This window comes from Ruegeria sp. BB9 (assembly GCF_056539345.1).
In genome coordinates, this window is sequence record NZ_JBQFUU010000001.1 from 113,178 (window position 1) to 131,773 (window position 18,596).

18 protein-coding genes are annotated in these 18,596 nt (G+C 64.4%); 13 read left to right on the forward strand and 5 right to left on the reverse strand.

Annotation, left to right across the window (positions count from 1 at the left end; all coding sequences use genetic code 11):
* Positions 1-177 precede the first annotated feature (177 nt).
* From puuE to ACR0FC_RS00555, 3 genes are all read left to right on the forward strand, one after another.
* Entirely contained in the window at positions 178-1,596 is a 1,419-nt protein-coding gene (gene puuE / locus ACR0FC_RS00545; RefSeq protein ID WP_170337486.1) for an allantoinase PuuE, read from the forward strand.
* Positions 1,593-2,081, forward strand: a complete 489-nt coding sequence (locus ACR0FC_RS00550) for an ureidoglycolate lyase (RefSeq protein ID WP_170337487.1) — start codon at positions 1,593-1,595, stop codon at positions 2,079-2,081. Before puuE ends, ACR0FC_RS00550 begins: the two co-directional genes overlap by 4 nt.
* 66 nt (positions 2,082-2,147) lie before the next feature.
* The gene (locus tag ACR0FC_RS00555) at positions 2,148-3,575 is read left to right on the forward strand and encodes a uracil-xanthine permease family protein (protein WP_170337488.1); all 1,428 of its coding nucleotides are present in this window, start codon (positions 2,148-2,150) and stop codon (positions 3,573-3,575) included.
* A gap of 40 nt (positions 3,576-3,615) precedes the next feature.
* Here ACR0FC_RS00555 and ACR0FC_RS00560 read toward each other — a convergent pair whose 3' ends face one another.
* The 3 genes from ACR0FC_RS00560 to ACR0FC_RS00570 form a co-directional block, all read right to left on the reverse strand.
* Positions 3,616-4,605, reverse strand: coding sequence for a type I glyceraldehyde-3-phosphate dehydrogenase (locus ACR0FC_RS00560; protein WP_170337489.1), 990 nt, complete (start codon positions 4,603-4,605; stop codon positions 3,616-3,618).
* A 54-nt stretch (positions 4,606-4,659) separates the two neighbouring features.
* The gene (locus ACR0FC_RS00565; protein WP_170337490.1) at positions 4,660-4,983 is read right to left on the reverse strand and encodes a hypothetical protein; all 324 of its coding nucleotides are present in this window, start codon (positions 4,981-4,983) and stop codon (positions 4,660-4,662) included.
* 111 nt (positions 4,984-5,094) lie between these two features.
* Positions 5,095-5,928, reverse strand: a complete 834-nt coding sequence (locus ACR0FC_RS00570; RefSeq protein ID WP_170337491.1) for a bifunctional allantoicase/(S)-ureidoglycine aminohydrolase — start codon at positions 5,926-5,928, stop codon at positions 5,095-5,097.
* A 177-nt stretch (positions 5,929-6,105) separates the two neighbouring features.
* Between ACR0FC_RS00570 and ACR0FC_RS00575 the strand changes: the two genes are divergently transcribed.
* Positions 6,106-6,462 (forward strand): hypothetical protein, encoded by a 357-nt coding sequence (locus ACR0FC_RS00575; RefSeq protein ID WP_170337492.1) that lies wholly within the window; start codon positions 6,106-6,108, stop codon positions 6,460-6,462.
* A gap of 7 nt (positions 6,463-6,469) precedes the next feature.
* Here the strand turns inward: ACR0FC_RS00575 and ACR0FC_RS00580 are convergent, their stop codons facing one another.
* On the reverse strand, positions 6,470-7,405 hold the full coding sequence (locus ACR0FC_RS00580) for a 2-hydroxyacid dehydrogenase (RefSeq protein ID WP_170337493.1): 936 nt from the start codon (positions 7,403-7,405) through the stop codon (positions 6,470-6,472).
* Positions 7,406-7,534: 129 nt separating this feature from the next.
* On the opposite strand from ACR0FC_RS00580, the gene ACR0FC_RS00585 reads away from it, so the two are divergent.
* The 4 genes from ACR0FC_RS00585 (at position 7,535) to ACR0FC_RS00600 (ending at position 11,220) form a co-directional block, all read left to right on the forward strand.
* A complete protein-coding gene (locus ACR0FC_RS00585; protein ID WP_170337494.1) occupies positions 7,535-8,770 on the forward strand; it encodes an acyl-CoA dehydrogenase family protein in 1,236 nt (411 codons plus the stop codon).
* 1 nt (position 8,771) lies between these two features.
* The gene (locus ACR0FC_RS00590; protein WP_254437743.1) at positions 8,772-9,587 is read left to right on the forward strand and encodes a thioesterase family protein; all 816 of its coding nucleotides are present in this window, start codon (positions 8,772-8,774) and stop codon (positions 9,585-9,587) included.
* Positions 9,588-9,673: 86 nt separating this feature from the next.
* Positions 9,674-10,303: a DUF1007 family protein gene (locus ACR0FC_RS00595; protein WP_480656760.1), complete on the forward strand. Its 630-nt coding sequence runs from the start codon at positions 9,674-9,676 to the stop codon at positions 10,301-10,303.
* Positions 10,288-11,220 (forward strand): nickel/cobalt transporter, encoded by a 933-nt coding sequence (locus tag ACR0FC_RS00600; protein ID WP_170337496.1) that lies wholly within the window; start codon positions 10,288-10,290, stop codon positions 11,218-11,220. The genes ACR0FC_RS00595 and ACR0FC_RS00600 overlap by 16 nt, the downstream gene beginning before the upstream one ends.
* A gap of 2 nt (positions 11,221-11,222) precedes the next feature.
* On the opposite strand, the gene truA is transcribed toward ACR0FC_RS00600, so the two are convergent.
* On the reverse strand, positions 11,223-11,990 hold the full coding sequence (truA, locus tag ACR0FC_RS00605) for a tRNA pseudouridine(38-40) synthase TruA (protein WP_170337497.1): 768 nt from the start codon (positions 11,988-11,990) through the stop codon (positions 11,223-11,225).
* Between the two features lie 112 nt (positions 11,991-12,102).
* On the opposite strand from truA, the gene ACR0FC_RS00610 reads away from it, so the two are divergent.
* The 5 genes from ACR0FC_RS00610 (at position 12,103) to ACR0FC_RS00630 (ending at position 18,553) form a co-directional block, all read left to right on the forward strand.
* A complete protein-coding gene (locus ACR0FC_RS00610) occupies positions 12,103-13,515 on the forward strand; it encodes a YcjX family GTP-binding protein (RefSeq protein ID WP_170337498.1) in 1,413 nt (470 codons plus the stop codon).
* Complete coding sequence (locus ACR0FC_RS00615; protein ID WP_170337499.1) at positions 13,512-13,955, forward strand: GNAT family N-acetyltransferase; 444 nt, start codon at positions 13,512-13,514, stop codon at positions 13,953-13,955. Before ACR0FC_RS00610 ends, ACR0FC_RS00615 begins: the two co-directional genes overlap by 4 nt.
* A 3-nt stretch (positions 13,956-13,958) precedes the next feature.
* Positions 13,959-14,948: a YcjF family protein gene (locus ACR0FC_RS00620; protein WP_170337500.1), complete on the forward strand. Its 990-nt coding sequence runs from the start codon at positions 13,959-13,961 to the stop codon at positions 14,946-14,948.
* A 60-nt stretch (positions 14,949-15,008) separates the two neighbouring features.
* Positions 15,009-15,719: a VIT1/CCC1 transporter family protein gene (locus tag ACR0FC_RS00625; protein WP_170337501.1), complete on the forward strand. Its 711-nt coding sequence runs from the start codon at positions 15,009-15,011 to the stop codon at positions 15,717-15,719.
* 107 nt (positions 15,720-15,826) lie between these two features.
* Complete coding sequence (locus ACR0FC_RS00630; protein ID WP_170337502.1) at positions 15,827-18,553, forward strand: DUF2339 domain-containing protein; 2,727 nt, start codon at positions 15,827-15,829, stop codon at positions 18,551-18,553.
* The last annotated feature ends 43 nt before the right edge of the window (positions 18,554-18,596 follow it).

The following is an 18,596-nucleotide window of genomic DNA, read 5'->3' on the forward strand; positions in this document are numbered from 1 at the left end:
GTTTCGTGTTTGGATGCCATTTTAGGCAATCCGGTTTGCATTGCCCATCTTGCGGCAAAGGCCATGGCACAGGGAACGCTGAAACAACCGGAAACAGCGTTCGGATTGATTTGATAATCCATCACGGTTTTATGGGATAAACCGAATGGAAGCCTGAAATTGAAGACGGAAAGCAGAATGCAGCCCCCCCGATACCCCCGCGACATGATTGGATACGGAGCCAACCCGCCAGAAGCCCAGTGGCCGGGCGGGGCCAAGCTGGCAGTGCAGATCGTGCTGAACTACGAAGAGGGCGGTGAAAACTGCGTGTTGCATGGCGACGCCGCTTCCGAGGCGTTTCTGTCCGAAATCGTCGGCGCCGCGCCTTGGCCGGGCCAGCGGCATTGGAACATGGAATCCATCTATGAATACGGCGCCCGCGCTGGGTTCTGGCGGCTGCATCGCCTGATGGCCGACCTGCCAGTGACCGTCTATGGCGTGGCCACCGCGCTGGCGCGCTCGCCCGATCAGGTGGCGGCGATGAAATCCGCCGGGTGGGAGATCGCCAGCCACGGCCTGAAATGGGTCGAGCACAAGGACATGCCGGAAGACGAGGAGCGCGCCCAGATCGCCGAGGCGATCCGCCTGCACACTGAGGTGGTCGGAGACCGCCCGCGCGGCTGGTACACGGGACGGTGTTCGGACAACACCGTTCGGCTGGTGGCCGAGGAAGGCGGGTTTGCCTATGTGGCCGACACCTATGCTGACGATCTGCCCTATTGGATGCACGTCAGCGGACGCGACCAGCTGATCGTGCCCTATACGCTGGACTGCAACGACATGCGCTTTGCCACGCCGCAGGGGTTCAACTCGGGCGATCAGTTCTTCGCCTATCTCCGCGACAGTTTCGATGCGCTCTATGCCGAGGGGCAGGCGGGCGCGCCCAAGATGTTGTCGATCGGTCTGCATTGCCGCCTGATCGGCCGACCGGGCCGGGTGATGGCGCTGAAGCGGTTCCTGGACTATGCGCGCGGCTTCTCCGATGTATGGTTCGCGACCCGGTTGCAGATTGCCGAACATTGGGCGGCGCATCATCCGCCGCAGGATCGCCCACGCCCCTCGCAGATGGACCGCGACGCCTTCGTGGCGGCCTATGGCGGCATTTTCGAACATTCGCCCTGGATCGCCGAGCGCGCCTGGGCGCTGGAACTGGGCCCCGCCCATGATACGGCGGGCGGGCTGCACAACGCGCTGGCGCGGGTGTTCCGTTCGGCCTCGTCCGAGGAACGCCTTGGCGTTCTGACCGCGCATCCGGATCTGGCGGGCAAGCTGGCACAGGCCAAACGCCTGACGGCCGAAAGCACCTCCGAGCAGGCCTCGGCCGGGTTGGACGCCCTGACCGACGCCGAGCGCGACGCCTTCACCGATTTGAACACGCGTTACACCGAAAAATTCGGCTTCCCCTTCATCATCGCGGTGCGCGACCACGACAAGGCCTCGATCCTGCAGGCGTTCCAGCGGCGCATCGAGAATGACCGCGAGACCGAGCTCGCCGAAGCCTGCTGTCAGGTCGAGCGCATCGCCGAGTTCCGGCTGCGCGACCTGCTACTCTCATGACGCGAGTCGTCCATATCGCGCCGCTGACGGCCCAAGCTTTTGCGCCGTTCGGTGACGTGCTCGAGGTTTCCGGTGCGCCGGACAAGATCATCAATCAGGGTCAGTGCGGGCGGTATCACGACCGGGCGGTTCTGGACTTTGCGGACGGGCGCGCGGGGATCAGCCTGTTCGACGCCAACCCACGGACATTGCCCTTTCAACTGGACATGGTCGAACGTCACCCTCAGGGCAGCCAGGCCTTCATTCCCATGTCCCACCAGCCGTTCCTGGTGATCGTCGCGCCGGATGAGGATGGCGTTCCGGGCCGGCCACAGGCCTTCGTGACGCAGCCGGGACAGGCCGTGAACTACCATCGGGGCACGTGGCATGGCGTGCTGACGCCGCTGCACGCGCCTGGCCTGTTCGCTGTAGTCGACCGTATCGGTTCGGGTGCAAACCTCGAGGAGCACTGGTTCGACACCCCTTACGAGGTGGTTGAACGCTAAGCCAATTTTGAAGCCGTCGGAGAAGCGGCAAGACCCCCATGAGAAAACAGGGAGACAGTTGAGATCATGGCCGAAACTTCGATAGGAACACCCGATCAGCTTCGGGATCCGAATTACACGCCTGCGCTGCACAAGGCGATACCACTTGGGATTCAGCACGTTCTGGCAATGTTTGTGTCAAACGTGACCCCCGCCATCATCGTGGCCGGTGCGGCCGGGTTTGGCTTCGGGTCGAACTCGCCCGATTTTCCCGAGCTGCTGTATCTGATCCAGATGTCGATGCTGTTTGCAGGGCTGGCGACCTTGTTGCAGACCATCACGCTGGGCCCGGTTGGTGCGGCATTGCCCATCGTTCAGGGAACAAGCTTTGCGTTCCTGCCAATCATGATCCCATTGGTGGCTGGCAAGGGCGTCGAGGCCCTTGCTGCGCTGTTCGGAGGCGTTCTGATCGGCGGTATCTTTCACGCCTGCCTTGGGATGTTCATTGGCAAGATTCGCTTCGCTCTGCCGCCATTGGTCACGGGCCTTGTTGTGACGATGATCGGATTGGCACTGGTCAAGGTCGGCATCCAGTATGCGGCGGGTGGTGTCCCGGCGATCGGTACGCCGGAATACGGATCGCTGCTCAACTGGTCTGCGGCACTGGTCGTCGTGATCGTCACGCTGGGCCTCAAGTTCTTTGCTCGCGGAATGCTGTCGGTGTCTGCGGTTCTGGTCGGATTGGCTGTCGGCTATGTCTACGCCCTGATGGTCGGAATGGTGACGTTCGAAACAATTGGAACAAGCTGGTCGCGGGCCGCTGGTTTCGCGCTGCCGGTGCCCTTCAAATATGGGTTCGAATTCTCGCTTGCGGCGGTGATCGGGTTCTGCCTCATGGCTTTCGTGTCAGCGGTCGAAACCGTCGGTGACGTTTCGGGCATTACCAAAGGCGGTGCGGGTCGCGAGGCCACGGACAAAGAAATCGCGGGAGCGACCTACGCAGATGGTGTGGGTACGGCGGTTGCCGGTATCTTTGGCGGTTTGCCGAATACCTCGTTCAGTCAGAACGTTGGTCTGATCGCGATGACCGGTGTCATGAGCCGCCATGTCGTCACGATTGGTGCGCTGTTCCTGATCCTGTGCGGACTTGTTCCCAAGGTCGGCGCCATCATACGCACTGTTCCGATCGAAGTTCTGGGGGGCGGCGTGATCGTCATGTTCGGCATGGTGGTGGCTGCCGGTATTTCGATGTTGTCTGACGTGGACTGGAATCGCCGCAACATGGTGATCTTCGCTATCTCGCTGTCGATCGGGCTTGGCTTGCAACTGGAACCCGGCGCGGTTCAGCATTTGCCGGACACAATCCGCATCCTGATGACAAGCGGACTGCTGCCCGCAGCGCTCATCGCCATTGTGCTGAACCTCATTCTGCCGCATGAACTGGCCGAGGAGTCGACCGAAGAGGTCTCGGGCGGAATGGCCGGTCACGGCGCTGGCAGTTTGCCGCACGACTGAAACCTGTAACTCAGCCCTGCAGCGCCAAGCGCGCTGCGGGCTATTCCAACTGGGCCATCATCCCGGCGACATCGAGCATACGGGCCGAAAAACCCCACTCATTGTCATACCATCCGAAAACCCGGACCTGATTTTGCCCGACGACACGTGTTTCCGGTCCGGCAATCACCAGCGATTCTGGTCGCGCACGCAGATCGGACGAGACCAGCGGCAAGTCGGTCCAGCCGAGCACCTTTGAAGCCTCGACGGCGCGACGCAATTCGACCGAGAACAGCTCGGGTTCCGTTCCATTTTGCAGGGTCACGACCAGATCGATGGCCGAGACGCTGGCCGTCGGCACCCGAACTGCCGCGCCCGAGATGCGGCCTGCAAGATGCGGCAGAACCACGTCGATCAGATGGGTCGCGCTTGACGTTGTGGGCACCATCGACAAGGCCCCGGCCCGCGACCGCGCCAGGTCGCCGCGCGGAGCGTCCACCATCGGCTGGCTGTTGGTGTAGCAGTGAATCGTGGTCATGTGCGCTGAGGCGATGCCCCCGATCTCGTCGATCACCTTGGCCAGCGGCGCCAGCGCGTTGGTGGTGCAGGACGCGTTCGATACAATCCGGGCATTGCCCAGCATGTCTTCGTTGGCACCCAGAACGATCGTTGTCTCGGCGGCCGGGGACGGGCCGGAAATCAGCACCTTGCTAGCCCCTGCCTGCAGGCCCCGGATTGCGACATCCGAACTGCGCGCGATACCCGTGCAATCTAGCATCACGTCCACGCCGGACAGATCGACATCGGCAAGGTCGTCGCTGTGGCTCAGTGGAATCGAATGTCCATCCACCTGCAAGGCTCCGGCGCTGGTTTCGACCGAACCGGCATAGGGGCCGAACGTGCTGTCGTACTTGAACAGATAGGCACAGGTCTCCAGCGGTGCGATGTCGTTGACCAGCACCACTTGAATATCCGAACCCGCTGGCAGGGCCATGACCTGCCGCAGGATCGTGCGGCCGATGCGGCCGAATCCGTTGATTGCGAGTTTCATGCGCAAGCTATGGCAGGCCGTTTGACCGACCTCAATGCCTGTATGGCGTCGCCGCTATCCGCAGCTGACCTGCGAGAAGAACTGGCCCGAAATATTCTGGTACATGCTTGACCGGATCACCTTGCACCCGGTTGCCTGCTGGATGGCCGCAATGGCCTGAACCGTGCGCAGGCGCGGCGGCGGGCCGAACGGGTTGAGGTTGTTGTTGTCGCGGGTCGCACGATACACGACAGGGGCGTCCGCAACCTGCGTCACAGCCCATGTGCGGCTCATGACGGATACGGTTTTGGTCGCTTCCTTTGCCACGACCGGGGCGGTGTCGACGGCGACCATGAGGCCGATCAGGGCCAGTGCCGTCAGAGGGGCGCGCAGTTTCATCGACCAATCTCCACGAATGAACAAAACGAAATCACCTCTGATTTCAGCAAATTCCGCCGTCCCTGTGAACCCCTGCCGACGCAAAAGCCCGTTTTCAGGACCTTTTGCTGGTCATCGTGTGGACAGTTTCAACGGCATGTGCCGATTGACGTCCTTGTAGAGCAGATACCGGAATCGCCCCGGCCCGCCCGCGTAGCAGGCTTGAGGACAGAACGCGCGCAACCACATGTAGTCACCGGCCTCGACCTCGACCCAATCCTGGTTCAGTCGATAGACGGCCTTTCCCTCAAGCACATAAAGCCCGTGTTCCATGACATGCGTTTCGGCAAAGGGGATGACCCCGCCTGGTTCAAACGTGACAATGTTCACATGCATGTCATGGCGCAGGTCATTCGGGTCCGCGAAGCGCGTTGTGGCCCACCGACCTTCGGTGCCGGGCATTGGGGTTGGGGCGACGTCGCGTTCGTTGGTGATGATCGGATCGGGGGCCGGCAATCCGGGTACGGCCTCATAGGCCTTGCGCACCCAATGGAACCGGGCCACTGCGTCAGAGCGGTTGTGCAAGGTCCAATCGGACCCGGGCGGAATGTAGGCATAGCCCCCTGTGTCCAGCTCGTGGACCTGCCCCGCAAGGGTCAGGGTAACCGACCCTTCGACGACGAAGACCACGCCTTGAGCCTCCGGGTCCGTCTCGGGCGTATCGCTGCCGCCGCCGGGCTGAACCTCCATGATGTATTGCGAAAACGTCTCGGCAAACCCGCTGAGGGGGCGCGAAAGGACCCACAGTCGGGTTTGTTCCCAAAACGGCAGAAAGCTGGTCACGATGTCGCGCATCGTGCCTTTCGGGATGACGGCATAGGCGTCAGTGAACATGGCGCGGTCGGTCAGCAGCTGAGTCTGGTCCGGAAGCCCGCCGGTGGGCGCGTAGTAGTTTTGATGAGCCATTCCTGTGCCTCAAGCTTGGTTTGCGATTACTATGGTCGCATCAGCGGCGGGCCGATAGCGCCGGCAGTCCGATAGGTTTGTTCGGCATTATTTGAAGGTCCGGCCGCGGGGGCTTGGCCCTGATTGCTGGGATGTATATTCTTGGTGCAGATCAATTTTCACGAAAGCGAGTTTCGCATGACTGTCCGGTTGCCTGCTGCCCTGTTTGCGCTGTTTTTGTCGGGTGTCGTGGGGGCGGTCGATGCCAAGCCTCTGTCCCGGATCATCGCCGAAATGGGGCTGAGCCCGGACGACTATCAGGTTCTGGACGCGACGACGTCTTCGATGCTGGCAGGCGGGACCCCAAGCGTCGGGCAGGAGCGGAACTGGGTCAACGAGAAAACGGGCACCAAAGGCACGGTCAGGATACGGGACGTGAAGGACAACTGCGTTCACTTCCAGCACTTTGTCCAGCCGTCCGGGGCGGCGCCCAACCCGGAAATCCGCACCCGTCAGTGCAAGGATGCCAGCGGCAATTGGATTCTGACGCCGTAATCGCGGCTCAGTAACCGCGGCTGCGGTCAACCTCGTGCAGCAGGGGCTGACCTGCGCTCAGCCGCAGAAAGTTCTGGGCAACATCCGCCAACGCATCACCCAGATGCCATCCCGACACATGCGGTGTGATCGTGACCGACGGGTGCCGCCATAAAGGGCTGTCTGCGGGCAATGGCTCTTGTGCGGTCACATCGAGAACCGCATGGCCCGGACGACCCCGGTCAAGTGCCTCGATCAGGGCTTCCTCGTCGATCAGGTCGCCACGTCCCGCATTCAACAACTGGCTGCCGTCCTTCATCGCGCTGAGCATTTCTGCGTCGAACAAGCCGATGGTTTCGGGGGTCGAGGGCAGAATCGCGCAGACATGGTCGCAACCGCGCAGCATTCCCGGCAAAGCATCCTGCCCGTGCAGACAGGTCACATCTTCGATTTGCTTGGGCGACCGGCTCCAGCCGATGACCTGGAACCCGACATCGCGCAGCATGCGGGCGGTACGGCTGCCGATATGGCCCAGCCCCAGAACTCCGACTACGGTGTCAGATGTCAGCACCGGCGCTTTCGGCCGCCACTCGGCCCGCCGCTGAGCGTCCGCGTGAAAGCCCATGTTCCGGTGAGCGTACAGGATATAGGCCAGAAACCACTCTGCGATGCCTTGCGCCGGGGCGTCCGGTTTCAGGCGGGCCACGCGGACATGCGCGGGCAAGGCGGGGTTCGACACGATTGTCTCGACTCCGGCGCCCAACTTTTGCACCAGCTGCAGATTGGGTAGGCGGGTCGCGTGATCTTCCCGCAGGCCGACAACCGCCACCATGGTGACCTCGGCCGGGTCACCAATTGTGCTTGGCGTGCGCACATCGGCCGTTGGTGCATGTTGCCGTACTTCTTCGGCAATCTCGGCATCGCTCATCCAGTCGGACAGCCCGGTATCGATTAACAACGCCATCTGCGCCCCTCTTCCGTTTCAAATTGATTGCAAGTGACGTGCCGTCACGCGGCTGGACACAGTTGCCGCAGCTAAGCCATCCTCGGCGCAAAGGTAAAGCCCGGTTCCGGGATCTACGGAGGATTCTTCATGAACATGTCATTTGTCTTGCGCGAGGAGAACCGGGCGCTGCTGGAGCGGGTCCGCGACATGATCCGCAACGAAATCATGCCCCTGGAAGAGGAATACCAGGCCGAGATCAACAAGGGCGACCGCTGGCAGTACACCGAACGCCAGGCCGAGATACTGGAAGGCCTGAAGGCCAAGGCCAAGGCGGCCGGTCTGTGGAATTTCTGGCTGACCGACAGCGACAAGGGGTTTGGTCTGACCACGGTTGAATACGCCTATTTCGCCGAAGAGATGGGCAAGACCCCGCTGGGCGCCGAGGTGTTCAATTGTTCCGCCCCCGACACCGGCAACATGGAGGTGTTCGAGCGCTACGGCACCGAGAAGATGAAAGAGCAGTGGCTCAAGCCGCTGCTCGAGGGCGAGATCCGCTCGGCCTATCTGATGACCGAGCCGGATGTAGCCTCGTCGGATGCCACGAATATCTCGATGTCCTGCGTGCGGGACGGGGATGACTATGTTCTGAATGGCGAGAAATGGTGGTCGTCCGGCGCGGGCGATCCGCGCTGCAAGGTCTACATCGTGATGGTCAAGACCGGCGGCGACGACCTGCCCAAGCACAAGCGCCAGTCGATGATCGTGGTGCCCGCCGACACGCCCGGGATCGAGATCCTGCGCCCGATGGAAGTGTACGGCCATGACGACGCGCCGCACGGACACATGCATATCCGGTTCACCAATGTCCGAGTGCCGGCCGAGAACATCCTGCTGGGCGAGGGCCGCGGGTTCGAAATCGCGCAGGGGCGCCTCGGGCCCGGTCGTATCCATCACTGCATGCGCGCGATCGGCCAGGCCGAGATGGCGCTGGAGCAGATGTGCAAACGCGCCCTGCAGCGCGAAGCCTTCGGCAAGAAGCTGGCGCAACTGGGTGCCAATTTCGACATCATCGCCGAGTGCCGGATGGAGATCGAGATGGCCCGCCTGCTGTGTCTGAAGGCCGCGTGGTACATGGATCAGGGCGATGCGCGCGCGGCGGCCCCGTGGATCAGCCAGATCAAGGTCGTGGCACCGCGCGTTGCGCTGAAGGTAATCGACGAGGCGGTGCAGATGTTCGGCGGGCAGGGCGTCAGCCAGGATACGCCGCTGGCCACCGCCTGGACGCATGTGCGCACGCTGCGGCTGGCCGATGGCCCGGATGCGGTGCATCGCCGTCAGGTGGCGCGGGCCGAACTGAAAAAGCATACCCAGGAAAAGATTTGAGATGCAGGACGCGGCGATGCAGCCAGTGGTGGGTAAGACCGCTTATTTCCGGGTCGCGCCCGACGGGGCCTTTGTCGGAAATGACCCGGCGCGCGGGCCGTGGTCGGCTGACCACTGTCATGCCGGCCCGGTTGCGGGCCTGATCGTGCGCGCGGCCGAGATCGAGGTCGGCCCCGACAAGATGCTGACCCGCCTGACCGTCGATCTGCTGCGCCCGCTGCCTCTGTCCGGTCTTCGCGTGGCCGCCGAGACCGTGCGCCACACCAAGACGCTGGCCACCACGCGCGTCACGGTGCATGACCTGGACGATACGCTGTGCGCGACCGCCACCACGATGCATCTGGCGCGCCGGGATCTGGGGCCGGTGCCGAATGTGGCGATCCAAGGCCCCGACCTGTCGCAGATCGAAGACGGCCCGTTTCCCATCGGCGAAATGCGGCATGACCTGCCCGGCTTTGCCCATCATTCCGAGGTGGCCTATCCCAAAGGCGGCAACCAGGGGGCGGGGCCGAAAACCATCTGGATGCGCACCCCGCTTCTGCTCGAGGGTGAAACCCCCTCGCCGATCCAGTCGTTGTGCCCGCTGGCCGATTGCGGCAACGGAATTTCGTGGAATGCGCCGACCTCGGAAATGGGGTTCATGAACACCGACCTGACGGTGCAGATCCACCGCGAGCCGACCTCCGACTGGCTCGCCTCGGACTCCGTGTCGCACTGGCAGCCCAGCGGCATCGGGATGTCGCAGTCGGTTCTGTACGATACTCAAGGCCCGATCGGCACGGCGCTGCAGACGCTGGTCCTGTTTCCGCCGAAATAAGCGGCAAAATCCGTGCTTACCGCCGAACCGCGTTGCCAGCGCCGGTCGGGCACCCTATCTTCGCGTTCATGCGCTGGATACCCACCTTGTTCGCCTGTTGCCTGCCGTTTACCGCGGTGGCGCACCCGCATGTCTTCATCGACACCGGGCTGGAGTTCATAGTGGACGAGTCGGGCAACCTGACCCATGTCCGCGTCACCTGGGCCTATGACGAGTTCTACTCGCTGCTAGTGCTTGAAGACATGAGATTGGATCAGGACGGCGACGGCGTGCTGTCCGAAGCCGAAGAGCAGCGCCTCGCCGGTTTCGACGCGCAGTGGGTCGAAGGATACAATGGCGATCTGGTCATCCTGGCCGCCGATCAACCGGTTGCCTTGTCCGGTCCGCTGGAACCGCGCGCCACGACCGAGGATGGTCGTATCGTGACAACCCATCTGCGCAAGGTCGAGGGCGACCCTTTGCCCGCCCAAAGCCTGTCTGCCAAACCCTATGACGAGACATTCTATACCGCCTACGAAGTGACGCGTCCGGTCACCGTTTCCGGGCCTGAATCCTGCCGGATCGACAGGTTCGAGCCGGATATCGACGGCGAACTGGCCCAGATGCAGGCCTTTCTGCTGACCCTGGACGCCGACTATGACCTCGAGGAGAACGACATCCCCCTGGTCGGTGAACGCTTTGCCACCGAGATCCGCGTTTCATGTCCCGCTACCTGATCCTGCCGGTCGGCCTGGCAATAGCGCTGCTGCTGTGGTTCTGGGGCAGCGGAGGCTTTGACAACCTCGCGTCCTGGGCCGCGGGCGAGCAGCGGGAATTTCAGAACCAGATCGCCCGAGCCCTTCGGGCCGCGCGGGCCGAACAGCCCGAGGCCGTGGCCACGCTGCTGGCCGTCTGTTTTGCCTATGGGTTCTTCCATGCGGTGGGGCCGGGGCATGGTAAGGTGCTGATCGGAGGGTACGGGCTGGGCCGCAATGTCGCATTTCTGCGCCTGTCGGCGATCAGCGTGCTGTCCTCGCTGGGGCAGGCCGTGACGGCCATCGTTCTGGTTTATGCAGGCGTTCTGGTGTTCCAGATGTCGCGGCAAAGCCTGGTCGGCACCACCGAACAGATCATGGCCCCGGTCAGCTATGGCGCGATCGCGGCCATCGGGCTGTGGCTGGTTCTGCGATCGCTGCGCAGTTTCGCCCGGCGCGGTCGTGCGGACAGTGCTCCGCATGACCATCACCATCATCATGATCACGGGCATCACCACCACGACGGCGAAGTCTGTTCCGATTGCGGGCATCGTCACGGCCCCACCGCCGAAGAGGTGGCCCAGGTCGGCAGCCTGCGCGAGGCGCTGATCCTGATCGCCGGTATCGCCGCGCGACCCTGTACCGGGGCCTTGTTCGTGCTGATCCTGACCTGGCAGATGGGCATCGCGATGGTCGGCATCGCCGGGGCCTTTGCCATGGCGCTGGGCACCGCGACCGTCACCACCCTGGTTGGCTGGACGTCGTTCGGGTTGCGGGGCGGGTTGCTGGCCTCGGCCTCGGCCACGCGGTTCGCGGCCGTGTTGGCACCCACGATCGAACTGGTGGCCGGGCTGCTGATCGCAGTGATCGCGGGCGGATTGCTGCTGCGCGCGCTCTGACGTCAGTCGAAAACAGGATCGGGATAGCCCACCCGCGCCAGGTACAATCCTTGCGGCGGGCAGACCGGCCCGCAGGCCGCGCGGTCGGCGGCCTCGAGCGCATCGCGCACGTCCTGCGGTGTCCAAGCGCCCGCGCCGACCCGTTCCAGCGTGCCGACGAAACTGCGGACCTGGTTGTGCAGGAAGGACCGGGCGCGGACGTGGAAATGCACCTCGGGGCCGGAAAAGCCCTGAACCTGTTCGACGCGCAGCTCGTCCAACGTCTTGACCGGGCTGGCCGCCTGGCAGATCGAGGACCGGAAGGTGGTGAAATCGTGCCGCCCGATCAGCATGTCGGCCCCTTCCTGCATCGCGGCGACATCCAGCGGATGCCCGATCTGCCAGACCTGGCCCTTGTCATGGGTCGCGGGCGCACGGCGGATCAGGATGCGAAACAGGTATTGCCGCTCGATGGCCGAGAACCGCGCATGCCAGTCATCCGCCACCCGCGCGGCCTTGAGAATCGCCACCGGCAACGGCTTGAGGTGATAGTTCAGCGCCTCGGACAGGCGGAACGGGTCCCAGTCTTTTTCAAGGTCGCAATGGGCCACTTGCCCCAGCGCGTGAACACCCGCATCCGTGCGCCCCGCGGCTGCGATCGTGTGTGCCCCGGGCTGCAGTTTCGACAAGGCCGCCTCGATGGCGCCCTGGACCGAGGGCAGCTCTTTCTGCCGCTGCCATCCGGCAAACGGCTCACCTTGGTATTCGACTTTCAACGCGTATCTGGGCATGGGCTGCTGGTACCCTGCCGGAGGCGCCCGGGCAAGGGCAGGCGGCAAAAGCGCTGGCAACCGGGGCAGCGGCTACCTATCTTGGGACAAACAAGAAATGCGGGGCGGCGGTTTGGTCATCTCATCACTGGCAGACAGTCTTGTGCGCGGCGTCGAATCCGTCGGCGACCGCGTGTCCGAGACGTTTTTCGAACCGGTCGTGCGGCTGGGCGTCACCGGTCTTGCGCGGTCGGGCAAGACGGTGTTCATCACGTCGCTGGTGGCCAACCTGCTGGACCGGGGGAGGATGCCCGGCCTGGTCGCCCAACAGGAGGGGCGCATCAACGCCGCCTACCTGCAGCCGCAGCCCGACGACACAGTGCCCCGGTTCGATTATGAATCGCACCTGTCGGCCCTGACCGGGCCTCAGCCCCATTGGCCCGACAGCACCCGCGCCGTGTCCGAGCTGCGCCTGTCGTTCAAGGTTCGCCCCGCCGGGTTGCTGGCCGGCCTGCAGGGGCCGCGCACCGTGCATCTGGACATCGTCGACTATCCCGGCGAGTGGCTGCTGGATCTGGCACTGCTCGAAAAAACCTATGACGACTGGTCGCGCGAAACGTTGGAGCGGATCGCGCAGCGTCCGGCCGCCGCCGATTTCCTGGCCCAGATCAAATCCGTTGATCCGGCCGACCCCCATGATGAACCCACCGCGCAGGCCCTGGCGCGGGGCTTTGCCGATTATCTGACTGCCGCGCGGGATGCGGGGTTTTATGACTGCACGCCGGGCCGGTTCCTGCTGCCGGGCGATCTGGCCGGGTCGCCGGTGCTGACCTTTGCGCCGTTGCCGGTCGAGAGCGCCGCGCGCCGCCGCAGCCTGCACCGCGAGATGGATCGCCGGTTCGAGGCCTACAAATCGCAGGTAGTGAAGCCCTTTTTCCGGGATCATTTCGCCCGGATCGACCGGCAGGTGGTGCTGGTGGATGCGCTGGGCGCGATTCACAAGGGTCCGCAGGCGGTCGAGGACATGCGCCGCGCCATGGGCGACATCCTGTCGGCCTTCCGGCCCGGCCGCAACGCATGGCTCAGCCAGATGTTGCTGGGCAAGCGGGTCGAACGCATCCTGTTCGCGGCCACCAAGGCCGATCACCTGCACCACCTGCAACACCCGCGCCTGACCGCGATCATGGAGGCCCTGACCCGCGAGGCGCGCGACCGCGCCAGGTTCGCCGGGGCCGAAACCGCCGCAATGTCCATCGCCGCGCTGCGCGTGACGACCGAAGAGATCCGCAATCACAACGGCGTCGAACTGCCCTGCGTGCGCGGTAGTTTGGAGAATGGAAAACAGGCGGCCTTCTACCCCGGAGAGCTGCCCGAAGACCCCGCCCATCTGCTGGGCCCTGCACGCAAGGGGGCCGACACCTGGCTGGGCGAGGATTTCGGGTTCATGACCTTTGCCCCGGCGAATCTGTCGCTGCGCCCCGGTGACGGCCCGCCGCATATCCGGCTGGACCGCGCCGCGCAGTTCCTGATCGGAGACCGGCTGTGACTGTTACCCTCAGGCCCGCGCGCAGCCTCGACGCCGGGGCGATCGGAGAGATCCTGCACGGCTTTGCACTCGAAAACGACTGGATGCCCGAGCTGCATACCGGGGCCGAAGCCATCGCCTTTTGCGGGCGGATGATTGACAATGGATGGGTCACGGTTGCCGAACAGGGCGGCAAGGTCGCAGGCTTTTTGGCCATGGACGGAACCGAGGTTCATTGCCTGTACCTAAGCCCCGCCGCGCGGAATCAGGGGATCGGCACACAACTGCTGGACAGCGCCAAGGCAGGTCGCCGAGAACTGGCGCTGTATGCGTTTCAGGCCAACACGGGCGCGTGCCGGTTCTACGAACGGCACGGCTTTGTCGAAGTGGCCCGCAGCGACGGGGCCGACAATGATGAACAACTGCCGGACATTCGGTTCGTATGGCGGAAAAAGGAGTGACGCATGGCCAAGGGTCCGGTTCTGATCGAGCTTGACGAGGATGCCCCGGCCGCCGACGTGTCGAAGGCCGCGCCGGTACCGGATATCGCGCCGCCCCAGGGGCAGGCGATGCAGGCCGCGGCCCGGCTGGCCGCGCGCAAGCCGTCGGTTCTTGGGCGGTGGTTTTGGGGGCTGGCGGTTGCGGTCGTGGGGGCGGCGGTCTCTGTCGTCGCATGGAATTTCGCCACCTCGTTGATCGCCAGCGTGCCGGTGCTGGGCTGGATCGTGACCGGCCTGATCTGCGCGCTGGTGCTGGTGGCCCTGCTGATCGCGCTGCGCGAACTGGCCGCGCTGGGCCGGCTGTCGCGGGTGGACGGGATGCGCCGCGCCGCCGATGCCGCGCTGGCCGATGCCGATCTGGCACAGGCCCGGGCCGTGACGCAGCGCCTGATCGCGTTCTATCGCGGGCGCGAGGATACGCGCTGGGGCCGCGACCGTCTGGTCGAACGGATCGAAGAACAGTTCGACGCTTCGGGCCTGCTGGGACTGGTCGAGGATGAATTGCTGGCCCCGCTCGACGCCGCCGCCAGCCGCGAGGTCGAGGCCGCCGCGCGCCAGGTCGCGACGGTGACGGCGCTGGTGCCGCTGGCGCTGGCCGATGTTGCGACGGCGCTGCTGGCCTCGCTGCGGATGATCCGCCGGATTGCCGAGATCTATGGCGGGCGGGCCGGGTTTCTGGGGGGCTGGCGGTTGACCCGTGCGGTGTTCGTTCACCTGGTGGCCACCGGCGCGGTGGCCGTGGGTGACGACCTGCTCGAACCGGTTCTGGGCGGGTCGGTCCTCAGCAAGCTGTCGCGCCGCTTTGGCGAAGGACTGGTCAACGGCGCCCTCAGCGCCCGCGTCGGCGTGGCTGCGATGGAGGTCTGCCGCCCGCTGCCCTTCTCGGACCGGCACAGGCCGTCGACCCGCGGCATGGTTTCGCGCGCGCTGGGCGGGCTGTTTTCCAAGGGTTGATCTGCCGCAAAGCCATCGGGCCGCCACGCAGGGCACAATCTCTTGGAAGGGAGACCAGCCATGGCGGATCACGGCCACACCCAACAGGAAATCGCAGACCGGATCGACGCCCCACCCGGGCGCGGGGTCCTGCGTGACGTGGTATATGGCGGGATCGACGGATCGGTGACCACGCTGGCCATCGTGGCAGGCGTGGCCGGGGCCGGGCTTTCGCCCTTTGTCATCGTGGCCTTGGGCTTGGCCAACGTGCTAGCCGACGGGTTCTCGATGGCGGCGGGCAATTACTCGGGGACCAAGGCCGAGTTGGACAATATCCGCCGGATCCGCGCTATCGAAGAGCGCCACATCCGCCTCTACCCCGACGGCGAGCGCGGCGAGGTGCTGGAGATCCTGTCCCGCAAGGGTTTGTCAGGCCGGGTGCTGGAACAGGCAACCGACGCGATCACCGCCGATCGTGACACTTGGATCAACCTGATGATCGAGGGCGAATACGGGCTGGGCAGCGTCGATCCGCATCCGCTCAAGGCCGCTGCGGCCACGTTCGCGGCCTTTGTCGTGGCCGGCATGGTTCCGCTCGTGCCGTTCCTGTTGGGTGTTCAGGGCGCGTTTCCAGCCTCGGTCCTGATGACACTGGGCGTTTTCTTTGCCATCGGCGCGATGAAAAGCCGGTGGTCGCTGGCGCCTTGGTGGCGCTCGGGGCTTGAGACGCTGGCGATTGGTGGAGCGGCGGCGGCAATTGCCTATCTCGTCGGGTCTCTGTTCCATCCTTAGATCACTGGCGTCAGATCGCAACAGGCTGAAACCATTCGGGATTTCCCGACTGTCTTGCCGCGCCTGGACAGGATAGCCTGTAATGCAGATTTGCCCGGAGGTGCGGTTTGGAATCTCTGCTTGTTCTTGTTGGCCTGGTCGTTTTGGCGATGCCGGTATCTATTGTCGTCTTGCTGGTCGGCCATGCCCGTCTGCGGCGGCGGGTCGAGCAGTTGGAGAGTCGGTTGGGTGCCGAGCAGCAACCGGACGCGGAGCGGCCACCAAAGACGCAGTCCGCGCCAATCGAAGCGCCGACGCCTGAACCGCGGCCGGCCCCTTGGGGTTCACCGAAACAGGAAAGCCCACCGACGCCGGACCAACGGCCTGACCCTGAAGAGTCGGCAGCTGTTACTGAGAGTGCATCGCCTCCGGCGGCAGTGGTGTTCCGCGCCGAGCGGTTCGACGATCTGGGCGCGTGGCTGCGCGAGAACTGGTTCTATGCCGTATCCGCTCTGTCGCTGGCGCTGGCGGGGATCTTCCTCGTGCAATACGGGGTCGAGAACGGTTTGCTGCCGCCTACCGCGCGCGTGTTGGCGGCCCTGGGCTTCGGCGCGCTGCTGATCGTGGCGGGTGAAATTGTGCGGCGTCGGTATGGCGATGACGAGTCGTCGGCCACCGCCTACCTGCCTTCGGTATTTTCCGGCGCGGGGCTGGTCACGCTGTTCGGCGGTGTGCTGGCGGCGCGTCAGCTCTATGACTTGATCGGCCCCGAGGCGGCCTTGGCAGGCATGATCGCCATCGCTCTAGTCGGGCTGGTACTTGGCTGGTTCCACGGCCCGCTGCTGGCGGCGATCGGGTTGATCGGCGCCTTTGCCGCGCCATTCGTCGTGGGTGGCGGCTCGGCTGACCCGTCTTGGCTGTACGTATATTTCTTCGTGATCACCGGGCTGGGGCTAGGGATCGACACGGTGCGGCGCTGGGCCTGGGTGTCGGTGATGTCGCTGGTGGGCGCCTATTTGGCGGGCCTTTTGCTGGTGATGGGTTCGCCGATCACGGAATCGGCTTTCCTCGTCTACATGGCCGCCGTGGCCGTGATCGCCATTGCCATTCCCGCCCGGCGGATCTGGCCCGACCATGACGGCGCGATGTTCAGCGAAATCCTTGTCAGAAAAGCCAGTGGTCCGTGGCCCGAATTTCCGACGCGCCTGGCCTTTGGGGCGGTGCTGGCAAGCTCGGCCATTCTGGCACTGCAATGGGCGGATACGAGCGGTGAGTTCTGGCTGGGTGTGATCCTGCTGGCCGGGCTGACTTTCGCCCTGCTGATCTGGGCAAAGGACGCGCCGGCCCTGCAGGACATGACCGCGCTTCCCGCCCTGGCTCTGGGTGGTTTCGTGTTCACGCATGGATTTGATGGCGGCGCGGTGGCGCGTGGGTTCTGGCAGACCTATTCCGAAACGCCCGAGGCTGCTTTTCCGTTGGCCGTGACCTTGCTGGTTGCGTTGGGCGCGATGATCTCTCTTCTGGCGGCATGGCGGTCGTTTCGGGGTGGGCGGTACCCGCTGGTCTGGGCCGGTGCCGCCGCGCTGTACGCCCCGGCGCTGGCCATCGCGCTTGAGCTTGGCTGGCGTCCTGCCAGCGTGATGGGCGCCTACCCCTGGGCTTTGCATGCGGTCGCGCTTGCGGCGCTGATGGTGGTACTGGCCGAGCGCTTTGCGCGTGTGGATGGCGAGGCCCGGATGCGTCCGGCTTTGGCCACGCTGTCGGCCTTGTCCTGCTTGACCTTCGGCTGCGTGATCGTGCTCAGCTCGGCGGCGCTGACCATCGCTTTCGTGGTCACGATCATCGCGGCGGCAGCGCTGGACCGGCGATTCAACCTGCTACCGATGAGCTGGTTCATCTGGGTCGGCGTTGCCACCGTCACGTTCCGACTGATCCTGAACCCGGGCCTGGACTGGGCGCTGCACGCGCCGGTTGTGGAAATGGCGCTGGTCTATGGGGCTGCGGTTGCAGGTTATCTTGCCGCATGGTGGATGCTGCGCCCGTTGGACCGCCCGGTCGCCAATGTCATGCTGGACAGCGCAGCGTGGGCGACGGGCGGCGTTCTGGTGTCTCTGCTGCTGTTGCGCTGGCTGGAAGGGCTGGGCGAGGGCGGTGCCGACGACAGCCATTGGGGGCTGGGCCTGCTGTCGGCCATTTGGCTGCTGCTGGCCTTTGTGCAGGTGCAGCGCTTTGCGCTGGGCGGGCGACTGAACTGGGTTCGGGTCGCACTGGGCGTGTTCTTTGCCGCGCATGGCCTGTTGTGGCTCGCGCTGGCTGCGACAGTGGCCAACCCTGTTTTGCGTTTTGGGGCAGATCCTGTTCTGGGGCCTCCGATCGTGAACACGCTGGCCATTGCCTATCTGCTGCCGGCCCTCGTCATCGGCCTGTCCGCGTGGCGGATCCCCACGATGCCGGCGCAGTTGCGGCTGGCCTGTCAGGGGGTGACCATTGCGCTGGGCGCCTTGTGGCTGGGCCTGACCATCCGGCATTTCTGGCAGGGCGCGGCAGGGATGTATGAAGGCAACGGCGTATCCCAGCCTGAGCTCTATACTTACACGCTCGCCCTGCTGGTGATCGGCGCGGCGCTGTTCTATCAGTCGCTGGCGCGTCGGTCGGACCTGATGCGCAAGGCCGGGCTGGCGGTGATCGGGTTGGCGGTGGCCAAGGTGTTCCTGATCGACATCTCGGGGCTGGGCGGTTTGATCCGGGTGTTTTCGTTGCTGGCCTTGGGGCTGGCGCTGGCGGGTCTGGCCTGGCTGAACCGCTGGGCCAAGCTGCGCCATTCGCCGCAGGGGCCGGAAGCTCTGGACCAATAGGCGCAACCGGCCTATAAGCCCGGCCATGCAAGACGTTCTGGCC